This window comes from Janibacter indicus (assembly GCF_900176385.1).
Lineage (GTDB): Bacteria > Actinomycetota > Actinomycetes > Actinomycetales > Dermatophilaceae > Janibacter > Janibacter indicus.
In genome coordinates this window covers 37,086-56,967 of sequence record NZ_FWXN01000012.1, presented here as the reverse complement: position 1 = coordinate 56,967, position 19,882 = coordinate 37,086, and the positions used below count along the sequence as shown (strand labels likewise).

The window sequence follows — 19,882 nt, the reverse complement described above, 5'->3', positions numbered from 1 at the left end:
GAGGGCGGCGATCAGGTGCGGTCGGTCACTGGCCGAAGGCGGCGCGCGAGAAGCCGCGCTTGCCGGTCCAGCCTCCACGGATGTCCCCACCCTTGAGGTCGGAGACCTTGGGGTCGTACCAGACGTACATCGTGTCGGTGTCGGTGATCGCACCGATCGCCCGGCCGCTGCTCCCGCACGGTGAGGTCGTCAGGGCACGCACGCTCTTGAAGCCGGTGGAGCGCAGCACCGTGCGGGTCCACTTCGCGGGCTCGGTGCGCGGGATCCGGTACTCGACGAGCCGGCCCGAGGTGTCGTTGGCGAGGAAGACGTCGATGGTGCGACCGGAGACGACACCGGTGCGCTCGTAGACCATGGAGCGCACGCCGCCCCAGTTGGTGCCCACACGCGACCCGCCGGAGAGGGTCAGCTTGCCGTCGACCCAGGCGCCCTGCTTGTAGCGGGTGAGGGTGCTGCCGTGGAGGCGGTAGAGGTACCCGCCGTAGCTCGCGACCAGGGCCCGGGTACCGGTCCAGCCGCTGGACCGCAGCGTGGTCGCGGACTGGGTCACCGACCATGCTCCGTTGCTGAGCTTGCCGTTCTGCTTGATCTGCATGAGCTTGCCGCCCTTGGACGTGGCGACCTCGGTGCTGAAGAAGCTCGTCGGGTCGCCGCCGGCGCCCACCTGCTGGGCCGCGGTCGGCTGCCAGCCGAGGCTGTTCTTGCCGACGCGCAGGCTCTTGGCGGTCCCCTTGGAGTACTCGTACCAGGCGAGGGAGCCGGTGCTGCTGTAGGCGCGCAGGCTCGCCTGGCAGCTGTAGGGCACGCCGGGCACTCCAGTGGTGGCGGTGGGTGCCGCCGTGGCCGGGGCGGAGGTCAGGGCGACCCCGGCGAGGGCCGCGGTGGCGAGCGAGGCGATGGTGGTGACGCGACGAGGCATGGTCGGACCTTCGTCCGGTGGCGAGGTGCCCCCCTGGGCCACGAGGCTGATCCTATGGGGGTCACCCGCGTAGGCTGGCGGCATGCGCGCGATCTGGAAGGGTGCCGTCTCCTTCGGCCTGGTCAACGTCCCGGTCCGGCTGTACTCCGCGACCGAAAACCACGACGTGCAGTTCCGGCAGGTGCACCGCACCGACGGTGGCCGTATCCGCTACAAGCGCTTCTGCAGCATCGACGGCGACGAGGTCGCCTACGACGACATCGCCAAGGGCTACGAGACCGAGGACGGTCAGATGATCATCCTCACCGACGAGGACATGGCCGACCTGCCGACGCGCAGCAACAAGGAGATCAGCGTCGAAAAATTCGTGCCCGAGGACCAGATCGACCCGATGCTCCTCGACAAGAGCTACTACCTCGAGCCGGACAAGACCGCGACCAAGCCCTACGTCCTGCTCCGTGAGGCGCTCGAGGCGCAGGGGCGCATGGCGGTCGTCACCGTCTCGATCCGCAGCCGGATGACGATGGCCGTGCTGCGCGTGCGCGACGGGGTCATCGTCATGCAGACGATGCTGTGGCCCGACGAGATCCGCGCGGCCGACTTCGCGAGCGTCGAGGACCAGGAGCTGTCGGACAAGGAGATGTCGATGGCGCGAATGCTCATCGACGAACTCGCCGGCGACTACGACCCCGACGAGTTCGAGGACGACTACGCGCTCGCCGTCGAGGCTCTCGTCAAGGCCAAGGTCGACGGGGGAGAGGTCCAGCAGGTCGCGGCCGACGAGGAGGAGTCCGGCGAGGTCGTCGACCTGCTCGCTGCCCTCGCCCGCTCGGTCGAGAAGGCCAAGACCGCCCGGGGCGAGAGCTCCTCGACGTCGGCGCCGGTGGCCACGAAGACCCCCGCGAAGAAGTCGACCGCCACGAAGGCCCCCGCGAAGAAGGCGGCGACGAAGAAGACCGCCGCAAAGAAGTCCACGGCCAAGAAGTCCACGGCCAAGAAGTCTGCTGCGAAGAAGACGGCCGCGAAGAAGAAGGCGAGCTGACCCCCCTTCGTCATGCCCGAAGGCCACACCCTCCACCGCATCGCCCGCGACCTGCACGCCACCTTTGCCGGCCAGGTCGTCGAGGTGTCGTCCCCGCAGGGCCGCTTCGCCTCCGGCTCGGCCCTGCTCACCGACCACGAGCTGTTCGAGGCGCGGGCCCACGGCAAGCACCTCTTCGTCGAGTTCGCCGGCGACCGCGTCCTGCACGTCCACCTCGGGCTCATCGGGACCTTCACCATCGACGAGGCCGCCTACGTCGGTGAGCGGCCGGTCATCGGTCAGGTCCGGTGCCGCATCGCCACGGACAAGCATGTCGCGGACCTGCGCGGCCCGATGACCTGTGCCGTCATCACCCCCGAGCAGGAGGAGGCGGTCCACGCCAAGCTCGGCCCGGATCCCTTGCGGGACACCGATGGTGGGCCTGCCTGGGAGCGGATCCGCCGCTCCCGCAAGTCCATCGCGGCGCTGCTCATGGAGCAGGACGTGCTCGCCGGCGTGGGCAACGTCTACCGCTGCGAGGTGCTCTACCGGCACCGGATCAACCCCGCGACGCCGGGGGAGCGGCTCAAGCGGGCCTCGTGGGACCTCATCTGGGCGGACCTGCGCCGGCTGCTGCCGCTCGGCGTCGCGACCAGCCGGATCGTCACCGTCGAGGAGCAGGTCGAGCAGGTCGAGGCCGCCCTGGCGAAGGGGGAGGACGTGCACCTCACCGAGCGGACCAGTTACGTCTACAAGCGAACCGACGAGGCCTGCGTGGTCTGCGGCTCGAAGGTGCGCTCGAAGGACGTCGCCGGGCGCACTCTCTACTGGTGCGGCAACTGCCAGCGCCGCAGCTGACTCACGCCCGCCGCGGCCGCTCCAGCCGGAAGACCTCGGGGGAGTGCCCCCACTCGTCCCGCCCGAGCCGGGAGACCGGCCGCAGCGCGTCCATCGTCGGTCGTCCGTCGACGAGGGCATCGGTGCGCACGGTGATGGCGACGACCTCGCCGATGACGAGGTGGCTGTCGCCGAGCCCGGTGCTCGAGTGCAGTCGGCACTCGATCGAGGTCGCCGAGTCGGCGACGCGGGGGACGGGCACGACATCGCTCGGCTCGAGCCGGACGCCGACGGCCTGTGCCTCGTCCACCTCCGGGTCGAAGGGAGCGCTGCTCGCGTTGGCGAGCTCGGCGAGGTCCTCCGAGACGAGGTTGACGACGAAGTGCTCCGTCGCGAGGACATTGCGCAGCGTGTCCTTGCGGCCGACGGAGGTGAAGCTGACCATCGGCGGTCGCGCGCAGGCGACGTTGAAGAAGGAGTGCGGGGCGAGGTTGCCGACACCGTCGGCGCCGACGGTCGTGATCCAGGCGATCGGCCGCGGCACGACGATGCTCGTCAGCAGGTCGTAGGCGTTGGTGCCCGGGTCGGTGGGGTCGAAGACCGTGCGCATGGGGTCGAGCGTAGGGCGGTGGGCCGGGGAGGCCATGGAGCGCTTGCGCACCTCGTGGTGGCTCGGGGCCTAGGTTGGATGCATGAGTGCTCTGGGGGAGACAGCAGCAGGGGTCGGTGAGGTGTCGGTCGCGCAGGTGCCACGGGCGCCGAGCCGAGTGGGCGCGGTCGTGCTCGCCACGTCCCTCGTCGTCACGGCGATCACCGTGGCCGCGGCAGGTGTCGTCACCCTCGGCCTCGACGACCTCGAGCTCGTGGTCGACGACCCGCACCACCTGCCACCTGCCCTCGACGCGGTCAACTCGCTGGCCAGGGCGGGCCTGCTCGCCGTCCTCGCCGCTTGGGTCGCCACGGCGTGGTGGCTCGTCGACCTGCGTCGCGTCGCCGGCTGGGCGGCGCCCGGCTACCGCCACCGCCGTTCGGACTGGTGGGCGCTGGCCGCCTGGGTCGTGCCGATCGTCAACCTCTGGTTCCCCTACCAGCTCGTCGCCGACAGCAGCCGTGCCCTCGGCTCGAGGGCACGGACCTTCTGGCCCTGGTGGATCGCGTGGCTGCTCATCAGCACCGGCACCGGCTTCGTCAGCTCGCCGAGCAGCGAGGAGTGGACGAGCCCGCACGACGTCGAGGTGTGGGTCACCGGGATGCAGCTCAACGCCGCACTCACGGTCGTCGGGCTCGCGCTGTGGTGGCGCATCGTCCGCGCGGCCACCCGGGCCGCCGAGGCCGCTGTCGCTCGGGACTGACTCCCTTCGTCGGGGTTGTCCACAGGGGCGACGCGATGGCCGCGCGGCGGACTCTTCGTCGACCTAGCGTCGTCGACATGCCCAAGATCCACGTCACCAGTCCCTTCGCCGACGAGCACACGACGCCGGTCGGTCCGCCCCCTTCGACCCCGACCCTCGCCGCAGGCGCGGCGCTCGCGACGGCCCTGACGGCGACCGCGTCGTGGGTCGCCGCTGCGGTCGTCATCACCCTGCGGCGGGACGAGCTGCGGGCCTGGGTCGTGGGGCCGGACACGACCTCGACCACCTACATGCTGATCAGCAGTCTCCTCGGCCTCGGGGTCCTGGCCCTCCTCGTCGGCATCGTCACGACCGGCTGGTGGCTCATCGCCCTGCGCGGGGTGGGGGAGTGGGCCAACCCCGGGTTCTTCCACCGCCGTGCCAGCTGGTGGGGCTTTGCTGGCTGGGTGGTGCCGATCGTCAACCTCTGGTTCCCCTACCAGGTCGTGGCTGACGCCAGCCGGGCCGTCGGCTCTCGGGTCGGCAGCTACTGGCCCTGGTGGATCGCCTGGCTGCTCATGGGCGCCGGCTCGGTGCTCGACTCCTCCGGCGACGTGCTCGTCGAGCCGGGCGACATAGACCGGTGGGCGCTCTCGCTGCAGGTCAACGCGGCCATCGCGGTCGTGGCCCTCGTGCTGTGGTGGCGCATCGTCCGTGCGGCGACCGCGGCCGCGCAGCAGGCGGTTAGGGTCACCTCATGAGCATCGTCAAGATCAACGCCATCAGCGTCCCCGCGCACGCGGGCGAGGAGCTCGAGCGGCGCTTCGCCGAGCGCCAGGGCACCGTCGACACCGCCCCCGGCTTCGAGGGCTTCCAGCTGCTGCGCCCGACCGAAGGGGGAGACCGCTACTTCGTCGTGACCCGCTGGGCCGACGAGGAGTCCTTCGCCGCCTGGCGCGACGGCGACGCCCGGGCCGCGCACGCGGGTGAGGGCAAGCAGCCCGTCGCCACCGGCGCGGAGCTGCTCGGCTTCGACGTCGTGATCGACGTCCCAGCTCCCTGATCTCGAGGCTTCGGCCGCGGGCGGCCTCGCACCTCGATCACCGGGGCAGGCATTCCGTCCGCTGAGAGCGAACACCGCGGCCCTCCTTTCGCCTCGTGGAACAGGCCGGGAGGGCGCCGCGTTGTGACCCCGTGAGAGGCTCGCCCCCCGGCTCAGGGAGCGGGCACGGTTAGCATCGAGGTCAGAGCACCACGTGAAGGGGTAGATCCCATGTTCGAACGGTTCACCGACAGGGCCCGCCGGGTCGTCGTCCTCGCCCAGGAGGAGGCACGACTCCTCAACCACAACTACATCGGGACCGAGCACATCCTGCTCGGCCTCATCCACGAGGGCGAGGGTGTCGCCAGCAAGGCGCTGGAGTCACTCGGCGTCTCCCTCGACGCCGTCCGCGAGCAGGTCCAGGACATCATCGGTCCCGGCCAGCAGTCGCCGTCGGGCCACATCCCCTTCACCCCGCGCGCCAAGAAGGTCCTCGAGCTGTCGCTGCGCGAGGCGCTGCAGCTCGGCCACAACTACATCGGGACCGAGCACATCCTGCTCGGCCTGATCCGTGAGGGCGAGGGCGTCGCCGCTCAGGTCCTCGTCAAGCTCGGCGCCGACCTCGGCCGCGTGCGGCAGACCGTCATCCAGCTCATCTCGGGCTACCAGGGCGGCAAGGAGGGGCAGGCCGCGGGCGTTGGCGCCGGCGCCGGTCCAGCCGAAGGGCAGCCGGCCGGCTCCCTGGTCCTCGACCAGTTCGGCCGCAACCTCACCCAGGCCGCCCGCGAGGGCCAGCTCGACCCGGTCATCGGTCGCGAGCAGGAGATCGAGCGGGTCATGCAGGTGCTCTCCCGTCGCACCAAGAACAACCCTGTCCTCATCGGTGAGCCCGGCGTCGGCAAGTCCGCCGTCGTCGAGGGCCTCGCCCAGGACATCGTCGACGAAAACGTGCCGGAGCCGCTCAAGGACAAGCAGCTCTACACGCTCGACCTCGGCTCCCTCGTCGCCGGCAGCCGCTACCGCGGTGACTTCGAGGAGCGCCTGAAGAAGGTGCTCAAGGAGATCAAGACGCGCGGCGACATCATCCTCTTCATCGACGAGATCCACACCCTCGTGGGTGCGGGTGCCGCCGAGGGCGCGATCGACGCCGCGAGCATCCTCAAGCCGATGCTCGCCCGCGGCGAGCTGCAGACCATCGGCGCGACGACGCTCGAGGAGTACCGCAAGCACATCGAGAAGGACTCGGCGCTGGAGCGCCGCTTCCAGCCGATCCAGGTCGACGAGCCCTCGCTGGCCCACGCCATTGAGATGCTCAAGGGCCTGCGTGACCGCTACGAGGCGCACCACAAGGTGACGATCACCGACCCGGCGATCGTGTCCGCCGTGACGATGGCCGACCGCTACGTCAACGACCGCTTCCTCCCCGACAAGGCGATCGACCTCATCGACGAGGCGGGCGCGCGGCTGCGCATCCGTCGGATGACGGCCCCCGCCGACCTCAAGGAGTTCGACGACAAGATCGCCAAGGTCCGCCTCGAGAAGGAGTCGGCCATCGACGGCCAGGACTTCGAGAAGGCCGCCAGCCTGCGCGACGACGAGAAGAACCTGCTCGCCGACAAGGCCCGCCGCGAGGAGGAGTGGAAGGCCGGCGACATGGACGTCGTCGCCGAGGTCGACGAGGAGCTCATCGCCGAGGTGCTCGCCGCCTCGACCGGCATCCCCGTCTTCAAGCTCTCCGAGGAGGAGTCGACCCGACTGCTCAACATGGAGGCCGAGCTCCACAAGCGGGTCGTCGGCAACGACGACGCGATCAAGGCGCTCTCGCAGGCGATCCGGCGCACCCGCGCCGGCCTGAAGGACCCGCGCCGCCCCGGCGGTTCGTTCATCTTCGCCGGCCCCACCGGTGTCGGCAAGACCGAGCTCGCCAAGGCGCTGGCGGAGTTCCTCTTCGGCGACGAGGACAGCCTGATCACCCTCGACATGTCGGAGTACTCCGAGAAGCACACGGTCAGCCGCCTCTTCGGCTCGCCCCCCGGCTACGTCGGTTACGACGAGGGCGGTCAGCTCACCGAAAAGGTGCGCCGCAAGCCCTTCTCCGTCGTGCTCTTCGACGAGGTCGAGAAGGCGCACCCGGAGATCTTCAACTCGCTGCTGCAGGTTCTCGAGGACGGCCGCCTCACCGACTCGCAGGGTCGGATGGTCGACTTCAAGAACACCGTCATCATCATGACGACCAACCTCGGCACGCGGGACATCTCCAAGGGCGCCATGGGCTTCACCTCCGGCACCGACCAGCGCACCGACTACGAGCGGATGAAGGCCAAGGTCACCGACGAGCTGAAGAACCACTTCCGCCCCGAGTTCCTCAACCGCGTCGACGACACGATCGTCTTCCCGCAGCTGAGCCAGGACGAGCTCGTCGAGATCGTCGACCTCGAGGTCGCCAAGCTCGACAAGCGCCTCAAGGACAAGGACATGGGCATCGAGCTCACGCCCGCGGCCAAGGCCCTGCTCGCCAAGCGCGGCTACGACCCGGTCCTCGGCGCCCGCCCGCTCAAGCGGACGATCCAGCGCGAGATCGAGGACGTGCTCTCCGAGAAGATCCTCTACGGCGAGCTCGTCTCCGGCGAGATCGTCGCGGTCGACGCGACCGGCGAGGGCAAGGACGCGGAGTTCACCTTCAAGGGTGCGCCCAAGGTCGGCGAGCTCGACGTCCCGCTCGTCGAGGCGGGCGACGGCTCCGCCGACTGACCCAGCGCGGACCCTGCAGACGAAGGGGAGGTGGCCAGATCACTGGCCACCTCCCCTTCGTCATCCGGGGCCTCACGCACTCGGCGGCGCCCTCGTCCTTCGGCTGGTGGCGTTGGTGTCACCTGGTCCCCCTTCTCCGGGCAACCAGGTGACACCAACGCGACCACGTGGCGTCGACGCTGCCAGGTGAGAACGGCACCCTTCGCCATGCCGTCCTCCTGCGCAGAGCCCACGGGCCCTACCGGGATCGGGCCGGCGGCGTCCACCGCGGGTCCCGCCCGATGAAGGCGAAGAAGCGCTCCTGGACGCTCGCGTCGTCGGGCACCGGCTGCTCCTGCCCGAACTGCCCGGACGCCCGGATCATCTCCGCCTGGGCCTGCATCCCGGCCAGGGCGCCGGCGAGGTAGTCCTCGTCGAGGCGGTCGTCCTGGCCGGTGGCGCGGGCGAGGTCCCAGGTGTGGAAGAGGACGTCGCTCGTGAAGTACTGGTCGAGCATCTGCGGCAGTGGCATCCGACCGATGTGCTCGTGCTGGAAGACGACCTCCTCGGTCGCCGGGGCGTCGAGCAGCGATCGAATCTGCGCGTCGAGACCGGCCCACGCGCCGACCGGGTCCTCCTCGGCGGACGGCACGGGGTCCAGGCGCACCTCGCAGCCGGACGCCACGAGCGCCGGCAGCCAGGACGTCAGGTGACCGACGACGTCACGCGCCCGCCACTGTGCGACGGGGGTGGGGGAGTCCCAATCGCTCGTGCCGGCGACCCGTCGGGCGAAGCCGTCGGCCGCCGACCGGTAGCGGTCGGCGACGGACAGCTCGGCGAGCGAGCTCACGCGACCTCGCCGGCGGCGAGCAGTGCTTCGAGCGCCGCGTAGCCCTCGTTGATGCCGATCTCCATGCCGGAGGCGAGCATCATCTCGCGCGCCTCGAAGGTCGGCAGGAGCGAGTGCCCGTGCACCCGCGTCCAGCCGTCACCGAGGTCCTCGAAGGTCATCGTGTCGAGCGAGACCCCGTCGGGGAAGCCCTCGAAGGTGAAGGTCTGGACGATGCGGTCGGGGCGCACCTCGTGGAAGCTGCCGAAGAAGTGGAACTCCTCGGTGTCGCCCTGGACGCGCCGCTCGCTGCCCTCCTTGGCGACGTTGGTGAAGCGGTAGCTACCGCCCGTGCGCGCGTCCCAGTGGTCGATGATCGTGTCGAGCTCGTCGGGTCCGACCCACCGCTTGTACAGCTCGGGGTCGGTGTGCGCGCGGTGCAGCTGCTCCGCGGTCGCTTTGAAGTCACGCGTGATCCGCACGACCGGGACCTCGGGGTCGGCCTCGATGGTCGCGGTGGTGAGGTGGCCGCTGGTGCTGGGTGTGGTGCTCATCGGTCTGCTCCTGTGCTCGTGGTGCCCGGGTGGGGCGAAGGGAGGTCCGCCAAGACCTCCTCGAGGCGGGCCATGCGCTCCTCGGCCCGTCGTTGGTGCCGCTCGATCCAGCCGGTCATCGTGGCCAGTGCCTCGCTCTCGAGGTGAACCGGGCGGCGCTGGGCCTCCCTGCGCCGGCTGACGAGGCCGGCCTCCTCGAGGACCTTGAGGTGCTTGCTCACGGCCTGGAGGCTGATGTCGTAGGGGGCGGCGAGGTCGTTGACGGTGGCGTCACCGACCGTGAGGCGGGTGACGATGTCCCGCCGGACCGGGTCGGAGAGCGCGGCGAAGGCCCGGGAAAGTCGCTCCTCGGTGTCGTCCTTCATCGCGCTCCTTAATCAACTAACCGGTTGAATAAACCGTAGGGCGGGGCCGCGGCAGTCGTCAAGAGGTCGTTGAGGCGTTCGCTACGTGCAACCGGCACGCTCCTGATCCACGGTGGATGGCATGGACGCCTCACCAGGCAGGACGAAGATGACGACGCGCCCGCGGACGTACCGGGTCTACCCCGAGGGCGGGCACACCATGAAGACGTGGGGCCCGGCGCTCGACGATGCTCTGCCCCGGGTCGTCGGCCACCTCACGAAGGCCGGCTGAGGCCCCCTTCGTCCCACGGCGCGGCGCCTGTGACCGGCTCGGTCACAGGCGCCGCCGCATGTCCTTCATCTGCGCGATCTGCTTGGTCTGGGTGACGTTGATGTCGTCGCCGAGCTCGCCGGTGCGCTCGTCGGAGCCCTTTGTGCCCAGGGTCTTGCACATCTCGAGGGCGCCCTCGTGGTGCTTGACCATGAGGTCGAGGTAGAGCCGGTCGACGTCGGCCCCCTTCGCCCGACGCAGCTCGTCCAGCTGGGCTCGGGTCGCCATCCCGGGCATGCCGGAGTGGTCGGCATGGGCGCCATGACCGCTGCCGCCGGGGTTGCTCGCCTCGATGGGGACCTTCTCGCCCCACGACCGCAGGGTCGTGGACATGCCCTTCATCTCCGGCTTCTGCTCGTCGCTGATCCGGCTGGCGATGCCGCGCACGCTCTTGTCGGTGAGGCGCCCCTTGACGATGTCGCCCATGACGACCGCCTGCGCGTGGTGGACGATCATGTCCTGGAGGAAGTCGACGTCGGCCTGGTTGTGGCTCGCCGACGGCGTCGCCACCGCGGAGGTGCCGGACAGCGACGAGTTGGGCTCCCCGGGGGTGCCGGGCTGCAGGACCGGTGCGTCGGGAGAGGTGGCCGTGGACGTGGGGGCGTCGTCACCGCTGCAGGCGCCCAGGGTGAGGGCGGCGGCGAGGACGAAGGGGGAGAGGCGGCGGATCACGAGGCCGACGGTAATCGCCCTTCGACGTCCGTGGGTCCGCCAGCGGCCCGCACGGTCGGACCTGACGATGTCCTGACCAAACCGGGGGCTGGTCCGGGGCCGCGGATGCGTCAGGTCGCGACAAGGTGTCCCTACCCCCGTCGGGGCACACCCCGCCCCGAGGGACGCCACCGTGGAGGAATTATGCGCAGACCCATCCTGGCCATCGCGGCAGCAGCCGCCGTGGCACTCTCCGGCGCCGGCATCGGCACCGCCACCGCGAAGGGCCCCGACGACCGGATCGGCGTGTCCGGGACGGACCTGGCCACCGACGAGATCGGCCGCAGCAAGAACGTCAAGCACCTGGCCAACATCGCGCCGTCGGGTGTGCTGGCCGAGGGGGTCGGGACCGACCTCGCCTTCCAGGACGACAAGGCCTTCATCGGCAACTACGACGGCTTCTCGGTCGTCGACGTCCGCAACCCCCGCAAGCCCAAGACCATCGTCCAGGTGAAGTGCCCGGGCAGCCAGAACGACATCACCGTCTCGGGCGACCTGCTCTACCTGTCCACGGACTCCTCCCGCAGCGACGACTCCTGCGAGTCGACCTCGCAGTCGGCGACGATCAAGGACAGCTGGGAGGGCATCAAGATCTTCGACATCTCCGACCTGGAGAACCCCAAGTACATCAAGTCGGTCGAGACGGCCTGCGGCTCGCACACGCACACGCTCGTGCCGGGCAAGGGCAAGACCAAGGGCAACGACTACCTCTACGTGTCGAGCTACTCGCCCCGCGACCAGTACCCGGACTGCCAGACCCCGCACGACCTGATCTCCATCGTCAAGGTCGACAAGGCGGAGCCGACGAAGTCCGAGGTCATCGCGACGCCCAACCTCTTCCCCGACGGCGGCAACCCCGGTGGCGAGGGCCCGACCCCGATCGCCGGCCGCTCCGCCACAACCGGCTGCCACGACATCACCGCCCTGCCGCACAAGAACCTCGCGGCCGGTGCCTGCATGGGTGACGGCATCATCATGGACATCTCGGCGCCGGAGCAGCCCCGCGTCATCGAGCGCGTCCAGGACAACGAGAACTTCGCCTTCTGGCACTCGGCCACCTTCAACGCCGACGCGACCAAGGTCGTCTTCACCGACGAGCTCGGCGGCGGGGGGGCCCCGACGTGCAACACCGACATCGGACCCAACCGCGGTGCCAACGCGATCTACAAGCTGTCGAAGCTCGGCAAGCTGACCTTCCAGTCGTACTACAAGATCGCGCGCCACCAGACCGAGACCGAGAACTGCGTCGCGCACAACGGCTCGATCATCCCCGTCGCCGGTCGCGACATCATGGTCCAGTCCTGGTACCAGGGCGGCGTGAGCGTCTGGGACTTCACCGACTCCAAGAACCCCAAGGAGCTGGGCTACTTCGAGCGCGGGCCGCTGCCCGTCGAGGAGGGCACCGGTGGCACGTGGTCGACCTACTACTACAACGGTCACCTCTACTCGTCGGACATCGCCCGCGGGTTCGACGTGCTGAAGTTCAACGACAAGGCGACGAAGAAGGCCGACCGCGTCATCATGGACGAGTTCAACGCCCAGTCGCAGCCGAAGTACACGGTGCGCTGAGCCCCCTTCGCGCCACCACTCTCCGGAGCACCTGACCTACGCCCCCGCCTCGCAGGCGGGGGCGTAGGTTTGTCCGGTGACCGTGACCATCCGACGTGCGCGCACCGCCGACGTGCGCGAGATCCGTGCCCTCGTCGCCCCGCTCGCCGAGCGACGGGTCCTCGTCAGCAAGGACACGGTGGCCTACTTCGAGGGTCTGCAGGAGTTCCGCGTCGCCGAGATCGACGGTCGTGTGGTCGGCTGCGGGGCCCTGCACGTCATGTGGGACGACCTGGCCGAGATCCGCACGCTCGCCGTCTCGGCCGACCACCTGGGGCACGGTGTCGGGGGCGCGCTGCTCGAGACGCTGGCCCAGGACGCCGTCGAGCTCGGGGTCGAGCGTCTCTTCTGCCTGACCTTCGAGGTCGACTTCTTCACCCGGCACGGCTTCACCGAGATCGAGGGGCAGGCCGTCGACCCCGAGGTCTACGTCGAGCTGCTGCGCTCCTACGACGAGGGCGTCGCCGAGTTCCTCGACCTCGAGCGGGTCAAGCCCAACACCCTGGGCAACACGCGCATGCTCCGCCAACTCTGAGCCCCAGGCCAGGCGAAGGTGAGCCCTCTCACCTCGGCAGGACGTAGCCGCCTGCGGCCGGCTCGACAAGGCCGTCCTCCACGAGCCCGGCGAGACACCGCTCGACCTTGGCCGGGTCGTCCGGCCAGGTGCTGTCGAGATCGTCCCGTGCCACCGGGTCGGGGCTCTCGCGCAGCAGCTGCACGATGCGCCCGCGCACCTGCCGGTCGGTGCCGTGCCAGGCCTGCCCGCGCCGGGGCGGACCGTCGTGCTCGGGACGACCGGCGAGCTGCCAGGCGCACAGGTGGCTCACCGGGCAGTCGTCGCAGCGGGGCGCGCGGGCGGTGCACACGAGCGCGCCGAGCTCCATCGAGGCGGCATTCCACCGGTTGGCCGTGTCGCGGTCGGCGGGCATCGAGGCATCGGCCAGACGCATCTCGGCAGCGGTGAGTGCCGGCGCCGCGTGCTGCGTGCCGCTCACGGTCCGGGCGAGGACCCGGCGGACATTGGTGTCGACGACGGTGCGCGGGTCACCGAAGGCGAAGGAGGCGACGGCCGCCGCCGTGTAGGGCCCGACACCCGGCAGTGCGAGCAGGTCGTCGTGGTCGCGCGGGACCTGACCGTCGTGCCGCTCGACCATCGCCGCCGCCGACTCCCACAGCCGCAGCGCCCGACGGGGGTAGCCGAGCCGGTCCCACATGCGCACCGCCTCGCCGGGGGAGTCGGCGGCGAGGTCGGCAGGGGTCGGCCACCGCTCGAGCCAGCGTTCCCAGACCGGCAGCACCCGGGCGACAGGAGTCTGCTGGGACATCACCTCGGAGAGGTAGACGCCCCACGGCGAGCAGTCGGGGTCGCGCCAGGGCAGGTCGCGGCCGACCTCGTCGAACCACGCGAGCACGGCGGCGTGCAGCCGGGGACCGGCTCCGGTCACCTCGGGACTCACGGCAGGTCCACCTCGGTGAATCGCGGTCGGTAGAGCGATGGGTCGCGGTGGTAGGGGCCGCTCGTCGTCGGCGACTCGGACCACGAGACGAGCAGCTTGCCCGAGCCCATCCTCAGGTCGGGGTGGGGCAGCGGCGTGTAGCGCAGCGTGCGGCTCGTGCTCTCGAGGTCGCGGACCGGGTGCGCGGTCCAGGGGCCGGTGACGGTGGGCGCCTTCCACACGGTGAGCGAGTCGCCGGTGAAGTCTCCCTCCTTGCTGATCGCGTACCAGGACCCGTCGTCCTCGACCACGCCGAGGACGTGGGAGACCCCGTCGTCGGGCCCGATGAGTCGCCCGGCCTGTGCCGGCTGGTCGTCGGGCCGCCCGGAGACCCAGCCGGAGCCGTCCCAGTACTGCCAGCGGGAGGGGTCGGCGAGGTGGCTCGACGGCACCCGCGCGACGTGCAGGGCCCAGCCGTCGGTCGTCTTGTCGGCATTGCTCGCCGTGCCGAAGACATAGGTCCACGACCCGCTCTCCCACATCGCGGCACCCCAGGTCGGCACCGTCGGGTCGGCCGTGGTCGGGGTGAGCGGCTCGTGGGAGACGAGCTTGGGCATGCGGTTGGTCGGGACGTCGAAGGTCGCCAGGCCGGAGCCGACGGTCTCGAAGTCACGGCCCCCGAGATCGCGGACGGCCGCGGTGATGACCTCGACCCGGGTGCCGCCGGACACGGCCCGTGCCCGCAGCGACATCGGCCAGTAGCCGGTGTCGCCCTCGTCGGGGATCACGGCGCCGTCGTCGTCGGCGCGCATCGCGCGCAGGCAGCCGCCGTTGGACACGAGCACGGAGTTGCGGACCATGAAGGGCGAGACGACGTCGGTGTCGCGGATCGTGTCACCGAAGACGAACATCGTGCGCCCGTCGGCGAGGCGCACCGATCCGCCGTGGTCGCCGCCCTGCAGCCGCGGCTCCCCGTCGAGCTGGGCGAAGAGCGCGTCCATGCCCCGTGCATCGGTGGGTGCGGGGACCGAGCAGGCGCGACCGGGGTCGGTGCCGCGGGGGTCGATGGCCGCACCCCGTGCTGGACGAAGGGGGGACCCCGCCGCCGGTGGAGGCGTCACGGGCGCGCCGGTCCGGGCAGTGCGGGACCCGCGCGGCTCGTGCCCCATGCCGATCGGGGCTCCGGAGGGCTCGACGGTGCGGTCGGCGGTGCGGGCGATGAGCTCGTCGACGCTGCCGGGCCGGGTCCAGCCGACCCAGGCGCCGGCGATGACGAGCACCCCGGCGAGCAGCGAGACGAGGAAGCGGGTCACACGTAGCGCTCGAGGATCGAGCTCTCGGCGAGTCGGGACAGGCCTTCGCGCACGGTGCGGGCGCGCAGCTCACCGACACCGTCGACGGCCATGAGGTCGTCGATGCCGGCGGCGAGCAGTCGCTGCAGCGAGCCGAAGTGCTCGACGAGGCGGTCGATGATCGCGCCCGGCAGGCGCGGGATCTTGCCGAGGATGCGCAGTCCGCGCGGGCTGACCGATGCGTCGAGGGACTCTCCGACGATGGCGAAGCCGAGCGCCTTGGCCACGTGGCCGAGGTCGAGCAGCTCGGTCGCGTCGAGCGCCGAGAGGTTGGTCAGGACCCCGTCGACGTCGGCGACCGGGCCGGCCGGGTCGAGGTAGTCGAGGACCACGGCGTGCAGGTCGTCGTCGAGACCCGCGGTCAGCTCCTCGAGCTGGAGGGTGAGCAGGCGTCCGTCGATGCCGAGCTCGAGGACGTACTCGGCGATCTCGGCGTGGATGCGGCGGACCATCTCGAGCCGCTGGAGGACGATGGCGACGTCGCGGACCGTGACGAGGTCCTCGATCTCGAGGGCCGACAGGGAGCCGGTGACCTCGTTGAGGCGGGTCGTGTAGCGCTCGAGGGTCTGCACGGCCTGGTTGGCCTGGGAGGTCAGCTCGGGCGTCGTGCGGAGCACGTGCCGCCGGCCGTCGACGTAGAGGGCGATGATGTGCATCGACTGGCTGACCGAGACGACGGGGTAGCCGGTCTGCCGCGCGACCCGCTCGGCGGTGCGGTGACGGGTGCCGCTCTCGAGGGTCTCGATGCTCGGGTCGGGCACGAGCTGGACGGCCGCCTTGAGGATCCGGGAGACGCCGGCGTCGACGACGACCGCGCCGTCCATCTTGGCCAGCTCCCGCAGGCGGGTGGCGGAGAACTCGATGTTGACGTCGAAGCCGCCGGTGCACAGCGACTCGACGAGCTTGTCGTGCCCGAGGACGACGAGCGCTCCGGTGTTGCCGCGCAGGATGCGCTCGAGCCCGTCGCGCAGGACGGTGCCCGGCGCGACCGCGGCGAGGGTCGTGCGGAAGAGGTCGTCGTCTGAGTCGGCCACGCAGGGAGTCTATGTCGAGGGCAGGCGTCGCACGTTGTCCGCGGGGTGGCGCCGTCGCATCTCGGCGACGGCGGCCGTGACGTCGGTGACCTCGACGACGTCCATGCCCGGCGGGGGAGTCGCGTCGGCCAGCGCGCCCACGGGCACGAGCGCGGTGCGGAACCCGAGTCGCGCCGCCTCGGTCAACCGTCGGGCGACGCCGACCGCAGGACGGACCTCGCCGCTCAGACCGATCTCGCCGAGCGCGAGGAGGGTGTGTGGCACCGGCTCGTCGAGCACCGCGCTCGCGATGGCGATCGCCACGGCGAGGTCGCTGGAGGGCTCGGTGATCTTGACCCCGCCGACGGTGGAGACGTAGGTGTCCTGGTTGCCGATCGGAGCGCCCGCCCGCTTGTCGAGGACGGCGATGATCATCGCCAGGCGGCCGCTGTCGAGGCCGACGTTGGCCCGTCGCGGGGTGGGGATCTGCGAGGGGGAGACGAGCGACTGCACCTCGACGACGAGCGGTCGCCGCCCTTCGAGCGTGACGGTCGCACAGGTGCCCGGGACGTTGATGTGGCGGCTGGAGAGGAAGAGGCCGCTCGGGTCGGACAGGCCGATGATGCCGCCGTCGGTGAGGTCGAAGCACCCGACCTCGTCGGTGGGGCCGAAGCGGTTCTTCACCGCGCGCACCATCCGCAACCGCGTGTGCCGGTCGCCGTCGAACTGCACGACGACGTCGACGAGGTGCTCCAGGACCCGCGGGCCGGCGATCGAGCCGTCCTTGGTCACGTGGCCGACGAGCAGCATCGCGAAGCCGCCCTCCTTGGCCGCCTGGATGAGCGACCCGGCGACCTCGCGCACCTGGCTGACATTGCCCGCGGAGCCGTCGACCTCGCTGGAGGCGATGGTCTGCACGGAGTCGACGACGACGAGGTCGGGCTGCACCTGCGCGATGTGCGCGAGCACGGTCGACAGGTCGGTCTCGGCGGCGAGGTAGAGGCCGTCGGTCACCGCGCCGATGCGCTCGGCCCGGCCGCGCACCTGCGCCGCCGACTCCTCGCCGGTGAGGTAGAGGACCCGCCGGGTCTCGCCGACCCGGGCGGAGACGTCGAGGAGCAGGGTCGACTTGCCGATGCCGGGCTCACCGGCGACGAGGACGACCGAGCCGGGCACCAGCCCACCGCCGAGTACCCGGTCGAACTCCGAGACCCCGGTCGACCGGTGGCTCGCCTGCTCGCCGTCGATCTCCCGGATGGGCACGGCGGGACGCTGCACCCGGGCCGCGGCGAGGGTGCGCGTCGTCGCGCCGCCGACCTCGTCGACGCTGCCCCATGCCTGGCACTCGCCGCACCGCCCGACCCACTTGACCGTGGTCCAGCCGCACTCGCTGCACCGGTAGGTCGGTCCGCCCTTCTTGGTAGCCATGGCCGCCAACCTACGTCCCGCCTCCGACATCCCCCGCGAGGCTGCATTGCCGTAGGGCAATGCAGCCTCGAGGGGGGTGCCGAGCCCTGAGCGGGCCTCGCGGGCGGCCGCGGGCTCGGTCAGAGGTCGGCGAGCATCTTGCCGGGGTTGAGGATCCCCAGCGGGTCGAGCGCCGCCTTGACCGCCAGGTGGGCCTGCCGGGTGCCGTCGTCGAGCTCGCGGGCCAGCCAGCGGCGCTTGAGGTACCCGACGCCGTGCTCGCCGGTGATCGTGCCGCCGAGCTCGAGACCGAGCTCCATGATCGCGTCGAAGGCCGCATCGGCCCGCGCGATGCTGTCGGGGTCGCTCGTGTCGAAGAAGATCGACGGGTGGGTGTTGCCGTCGCCGGCGTGCGCGGCGACCGCGATCGTCAGGCCGGACTCCTCGCGGATCGCGTCGAGCCGGTCGTAGAAGTCCGGCAGTCGGGTGCGCGGCAGGCAGACGTCGTCGAGCAGCTGGCCGCCGCCGTGCGCCTGAGCCCACTGCTCGAAGGAGGGCTGGGCCATCCGACGCATGTGCACCAGGGCCGCGCTGTCGGCCGGGTCGTCCGAGACGGCGACGTCCAGGGCCCCGTGCGCCTGCGCGAAGCGCCCCAGCGCCTCGACCTCCGCCTGTGCGGCCTCGAGGCTGCCGCCACCGTCGGACTGGACGAGCAGCATCGCCCCGGCGCCCGTGCCGACGTCGCCGTAGCCGCACTCGGCGAGGATCTGCAGGGTTGCTCGGTCCATCGACTCCACGAGGCTGGGCTGCGCCCCGGACGCCATGAGGTCGGCGACCGTCGCTGCGGCAGAACGGATGTCGGCGAAGGTCGCCACTGCGGTGAGCGGCTCCGGCAGGGTCGGGACGAGCCGCAGCGTCACCTCGACGACGACCCCGAGCGTGCCCTCCGACCCGATGAGCAGGCCGCGCAGGTCGAGGCCGGCGACCCCCTTCGCCGTCGTCGTGCCGAAGGTGGCGAGCGTGCCGTCGGCGAGCACGACCCGCAGCTGCCGCACGTAGTCGCGGGTCACGCCGTAGCGCACGCAGCACAGCCCGCCGGCATTGGTCGCGACGTTGCCGCCGATCGACGAGATCGCGACCGAGCCCGGGTCCGGCGGGTAGGACAGCCCGTGCGGGGCGAGCGCGTCCTTGAGGTCCTGGTTGATGATCCCCGGCTCGACGGTCACGGTCCGCTCGGCCGCGTCGATCTCGAGCACGCGGTCCATGCGCTCCAGCGACAGCAGCAGGCAGCCGGGCACGGCATTGGCCCCGCCGGACAGCCCGGTCCGGGCGCCCTGCGGCACCACGGGGACCCGGTGCCGCGTCGCGAACCGCAGCGTCGCCTGCACGTCGGCCACGGTCCGTGCCCGCACCAGAGCAACCGCGCCGTCGCCGGGGCAGAAGAGCGCCTGGTCCGTGGAGTAGGACCCCACGACGTCGGGGTCGGTGGCGAGCACCCCGTCACCGAGCTCGGCCGCCAGCGCGGTGCGCACCAGCTCCGCGAGGTCGAAGGGGGACACCGTCACCACTCCCGTGCGGCCAGCGTCGCCGGGTGGACGAGCAGCGGCAGCAGCGCCCGGCCGGAGGGCGAAGGGCGACCGTCCCCGGTCGTCGTGGCCGCGGCCACGAGTGCCAGGTGGGCCTCGCACCGGCGCGCCAGCTCGTCGTATCCGGCCTGCCCCATGAGCTCGATGAGCCCCGGCCGCTCGCTGACGTAGACGGGGTCGGCGGCGACGTGCGCGTCGGGGCTGCCCGAGCAGTACCAGTCGAGCTGGTGCCCGCCCGGCCCCCAGCCGCGGCGGTCGTACTCGCCGATGCTCACCTCGAGGTAGCTGCTCTCGTCGGGCAGCTCGACGGTGCGGTAGGTGCGGCGGATCGGCAGCTGCCAGCACACGTCGGGCTTGACCGTGTGCGGCTCGACGCCGGTGAGCATCGCGTGCTGGTGGAGCGAGCAGCCGGCGCCGGCGGGGAAGCCCGGCCGGTTGAGGAAGATGCACGCGCCGTCGACCACCTTGGTCTTCAGCTCGCCGTCCTCACGCTCGGTCCATGCGGACTTGCGGGTCGAGCCCGGGTGGAGCTCCCACTCGTCCTCGCCGAGCTCGTCGACGATCGCCTTGACCCGGGCGACGTCGTCCTTGTCGGTGAAGTGGGCTCCGAGGACGCAGCAGCCGAAGTCCGGCTTGTCGGCGTCGATGCCGTGGCAGCCGTTGCCGAAGACGCAGGTCCACGACGAGGTGAGCCAGGTGAGGTCGCAGCGGAAGCGCTGCTCCTCGTCGGCCGGGTCGTCGAACTCGACCCACGTCCGGGCGGTCTGCAGGTCGCTCTCGCCGGGGTGCGACGTGGTCTCATCACTCACGGCTGCCACCCTATGCGTGCGC

General features: G+C 71.0%; 21 protein-coding genes. 9 read left to right on the top strand and 12 right to left on the bottom strand.

Annotated features, from left to right (window positions below; all coding sequences use genetic code 11):
• Nucleotides 1-25: 25 nt before the first annotated feature.
• Nucleotides 26-919 (bottom strand): hypothetical protein, encoded by an 894-nt coding sequence (locus B9B60_RS14505; RefSeq protein WP_084452493.1) that lies wholly within the window; start codon nucleotides 917-919, stop codon nucleotides 26-28.
• 82 nt (nucleotides 920-1,001) lie between these two features.
• On the opposite strand from B9B60_RS14505, the gene ku reads away from it, so the two are divergent.
• Both ku and B9B60_RS14495 read left to right on the top strand, forming a co-directional pair.
• On the top strand, nucleotides 1,002-1,961 hold the full coding sequence (ku, locus tag B9B60_RS14500; RefSeq protein ID WP_084452491.1) for a non-homologous end joining protein Ku: 960 nt from the start codon (nucleotides 1,002-1,004) through the stop codon (nucleotides 1,959-1,961).
• Nucleotides 1,962-1,973: 12 nt separating this feature from the next.
• Complete coding sequence (locus tag B9B60_RS14495; protein ID WP_084452489.1) at nucleotides 1,974-2,798, top strand: Fpg/Nei family DNA glycosylase; 825 nt, start codon at nucleotides 1,974-1,976, stop codon at nucleotides 2,796-2,798.
• 1 nt (nucleotide 2,799) lies between these two features.
• Here B9B60_RS14495 and B9B60_RS14490 read toward each other — a convergent pair whose 3' ends face one another.
• Complete coding sequence (locus B9B60_RS14490) at nucleotides 2,800-3,387, bottom strand: flavin reductase family protein (protein ID WP_084452641.1); 588 nt, start codon at nucleotides 3,385-3,387, stop codon at nucleotides 2,800-2,802.
• 82 nt (nucleotides 3,388-3,469) lie between these two features.
• On the opposite strand from B9B60_RS14490, the gene B9B60_RS14485 reads away from it, so the two are divergent.
• The 4 genes from B9B60_RS14485 (at nucleotide 3,470) to B9B60_RS14470 (ending at nucleotide 7,901) form a co-directional block, all read left to right on the top strand.
• Nucleotides 3,470-4,129 carry a DUF4328 domain-containing protein gene (locus B9B60_RS14485; protein WP_084452487.1) on the top strand — a complete coding sequence of 220 codons (660 nt, stop codon included), beginning with the start codon at nucleotides 3,470-3,472 and terminating at the stop codon, nucleotides 4,127-4,129.
• A 77-nt stretch (nucleotides 4,130-4,206) separates the two neighbouring features.
• Nucleotides 4,207-4,869 (top strand): DUF4328 domain-containing protein, encoded by a 663-nt coding sequence (locus B9B60_RS14480; RefSeq protein ID WP_159451220.1) that lies wholly within the window; start codon nucleotides 4,207-4,209, stop codon nucleotides 4,867-4,869.
• The gene (locus B9B60_RS14475; protein WP_084452483.1) at nucleotides 4,866-5,171 is read left to right on the top strand and encodes an antibiotic biosynthesis monooxygenase family protein; all 306 of its coding nucleotides are present in this window, start codon (nucleotides 4,866-4,868) and stop codon (nucleotides 5,169-5,171) included. The genes B9B60_RS14480 and B9B60_RS14475 overlap by 4 nt, the downstream gene beginning before the upstream one ends.
• A 210-nt stretch (nucleotides 5,172-5,381) precedes the next feature.
• Nucleotides 5,382-7,901, top strand: coding sequence for an ATP-dependent Clp protease ATP-binding subunit (locus B9B60_RS14470; RefSeq protein WP_084452481.1), 2,520 nt, complete (start codon nucleotides 5,382-5,384; stop codon nucleotides 7,899-7,901).
• Nucleotides 7,902-8,139: 238 nt separating this feature from the next.
• Here B9B60_RS14470 and B9B60_RS14465 read toward each other — a convergent pair whose 3' ends face one another.
• Genes B9B60_RS14465 through B9B60_RS14455 form a run of 3 tightly spaced genes read right to left on the bottom strand, consistent with a single transcriptional unit; the run spans nucleotide 8,140 to nucleotide 9,628 of the window.
• On the bottom strand, nucleotides 8,140-8,730 hold the full coding sequence (locus tag B9B60_RS14465) for a TIGR03086 family metal-binding protein (protein ID WP_084452479.1): 591 nt from the start codon (nucleotides 8,728-8,730) through the stop codon (nucleotides 8,140-8,142).
• On the bottom strand, nucleotides 8,727-9,263 hold the full coding sequence (locus tag B9B60_RS14460; RefSeq protein ID WP_084452477.1) for an SRPBCC domain-containing protein: 537 nt from the start codon (nucleotides 9,261-9,263) through the stop codon (nucleotides 8,727-8,729). Before B9B60_RS14460 ends, B9B60_RS14465 begins: the two co-directional genes overlap by 4 nt.
• Nucleotides 9,260-9,628: an ArsR/SmtB family transcription factor gene (locus B9B60_RS14455; RefSeq protein WP_084452475.1), complete on the bottom strand. Its 369-nt coding sequence runs from the start codon at nucleotides 9,626-9,628 to the stop codon at nucleotides 9,260-9,262. The genes B9B60_RS14460 and B9B60_RS14455 overlap by 4 nt, the downstream gene beginning before the upstream one ends.
• Nucleotides 9,629-9,749: 121 nt before the next feature.
• Here B9B60_RS14455 and B9B60_RS17225 point away from each other — a divergent pair, with 121 nt between their 5' ends.
• The gene (locus B9B60_RS17225) at nucleotides 9,750-9,899 is read left to right on the top strand and encodes a hypothetical protein (protein ID WP_159451219.1); all 150 of its coding nucleotides are present in this window, start codon (nucleotides 9,750-9,752) and stop codon (nucleotides 9,897-9,899) included.
• 42 nt (nucleotides 9,900-9,941) lie between these two features.
• Here the strand turns inward: B9B60_RS17225 and B9B60_RS14450 are convergent, their stop codons facing one another.
• A complete protein-coding gene (locus tag B9B60_RS14450) occupies nucleotides 9,942-10,610 on the bottom strand; it encodes a DUF305 domain-containing protein (RefSeq protein ID WP_084452473.1) in 669 nt (222 codons plus the stop codon).
• 183 nt (nucleotides 10,611-10,793) lie between these two features.
• Between B9B60_RS14450 and B9B60_RS14445 the strand changes: the two genes are divergently transcribed.
• A complete protein-coding gene (locus B9B60_RS14445; RefSeq protein WP_084452472.1) occupies nucleotides 10,794-12,218 on the top strand; it encodes an LVIVD repeat-containing protein in 1,425 nt (474 codons plus the stop codon).
• 76 nt (nucleotides 12,219-12,294) lie between these two features.
• Entirely contained in the window at nucleotides 12,295-12,792 is a 498-nt protein-coding gene (locus tag B9B60_RS14440; RefSeq protein WP_084452470.1) for an amino-acid N-acetyltransferase, read from the top strand.
• A gap of 28 nt (nucleotides 12,793-12,820) precedes the next feature.
• Here B9B60_RS14440 and B9B60_RS14435 read toward each other — a convergent pair whose 3' ends face one another.
• The 6 genes from B9B60_RS14435 to B9B60_RS14410 form a co-directional block, all read right to left on the bottom strand.
• Nucleotides 12,821-13,714, bottom strand: a complete 894-nt coding sequence (locus tag B9B60_RS14435) for an HhH-GPD family protein (RefSeq protein ID WP_327078596.1) — start codon at nucleotides 13,712-13,714, stop codon at nucleotides 12,821-12,823.
• On the bottom strand, nucleotides 13,711-15,006 hold the full coding sequence (locus B9B60_RS14430) for a DUF4185 domain-containing protein (protein ID WP_084452468.1): 1,296 nt from the start codon (nucleotides 15,004-15,006) through the stop codon (nucleotides 13,711-13,713). The genes B9B60_RS14435 and B9B60_RS14430 overlap by 4 nt, the downstream gene beginning before the upstream one ends.
• A complete protein-coding gene (gene disA / locus B9B60_RS14425; protein WP_084452466.1) occupies nucleotides 15,003-16,079 on the bottom strand; it encodes a DNA integrity scanning diadenylate cyclase DisA in 1,077 nt (358 codons plus the stop codon). The genes B9B60_RS14430 and disA overlap by 4 nt, the downstream gene beginning before the upstream one ends.
• Nucleotides 16,080-16,088: 9 nt before the next feature.
• Nucleotides 16,089-17,486 (bottom strand): DNA repair protein RadA, encoded by a 1,398-nt coding sequence (radA, locus tag B9B60_RS14420; protein ID WP_084452465.1) that lies wholly within the window; start codon nucleotides 17,484-17,486, stop codon nucleotides 16,089-16,091.
• 119 nt (nucleotides 17,487-17,605) lie between these two features.
• The gene (locus B9B60_RS14415; protein WP_084452637.1) at nucleotides 17,606-19,030 is read right to left on the bottom strand and encodes an FAD-binding oxidoreductase; all 1,425 of its coding nucleotides are present in this window, start codon (nucleotides 19,028-19,030) and stop codon (nucleotides 17,606-17,608) included.
• Nucleotides 19,027-19,860, bottom strand: coding sequence for a DUF3109 family protein (locus B9B60_RS14410; RefSeq protein WP_084452463.1), 834 nt, complete (start codon nucleotides 19,858-19,860; stop codon nucleotides 19,027-19,029). Before B9B60_RS14410 ends, B9B60_RS14415 begins: the two co-directional genes overlap by 4 nt.
• Nucleotides 19,861-19,882: the final 22 nt, after the last annotated feature.

Excerpts from the sequence above, each read along its gene's own strand:
- B9B60_RS14505 (WP_084452493.1), bottom strand. The coding sequence starts at position 919 with ATGCCTCGTCGCGTCACCACCATCGCCTCGCTCGCCACCGCGGCCCTC.
- ku (WP_084452491.1), top strand. The coding sequence starts at position 1,002 with ATGCGCGCGATCTGGAAGGGTGCCGTCTCCTTCGGCCTGGTCAACGTC.
- B9B60_RS14495 (WP_084452489.1), top strand. The coding sequence starts at position 1,974 with ATGCCCGAAGGCCACACCCTCCACCGCATCGCCCGCGACCTGCACGCC.
- B9B60_RS14490 (WP_084452641.1), bottom strand. The coding sequence starts at position 3,387 with ATGCGCACGGTCTTCGACCCCACCGACCCGGGCACCAACGCCTACGAC.
- B9B60_RS14485 (WP_084452487.1), top strand. The coding sequence starts at position 3,470 with ATGAGTGCTCTGGGGGAGACAGCAGCAGGGGTCGGTGAGGTGTCGGTC.
- B9B60_RS14480 (WP_159451220.1), top strand. The coding sequence starts at position 4,207 with ATGCCCAAGATCCACGTCACCAGTCCCTTCGCCGACGAGCACACGACG.
- B9B60_RS14475 (WP_084452483.1), top strand. The coding sequence starts at position 4,866 with ATGAGCATCGTCAAGATCAACGCCATCAGCGTCCCCGCGCACGCGGGC.
- B9B60_RS14470 (WP_084452481.1), top strand. The coding sequence starts at position 5,382 with ATGTTCGAACGGTTCACCGACAGGGCCCGCCGGGTCGTCGTCCTCGCC.
- B9B60_RS14460 (WP_084452477.1), bottom strand. The coding sequence starts at position 9,263 with ATGAGCACCACACCCAGCACCAGCGGCCACCTCACCACCGCGACCATC.
- B9B60_RS14455 (WP_084452475.1), bottom strand. The coding sequence starts at position 9,628 with ATGAAGGACGACACCGAGGAGCGACTTTCCCGGGCCTTCGCCGCGCTC.
- B9B60_RS17225 (WP_159451219.1), top strand. The coding sequence starts at position 9,750 with ATGGACGCCTCACCAGGCAGGACGAAGATGACGACGCGCCCGCGGACG.
- B9B60_RS14445 (WP_084452472.1), top strand. The coding sequence starts at position 10,794 with ATGCGCAGACCCATCCTGGCCATCGCGGCAGCAGCCGCCGTGGCACTC.
- radA (WP_084452465.1), bottom strand. The coding sequence starts at position 17,486 with ATGGCTACCAAGAAGGGCGGACCGACCTACCGGTGCAGCGAGTGCGGC.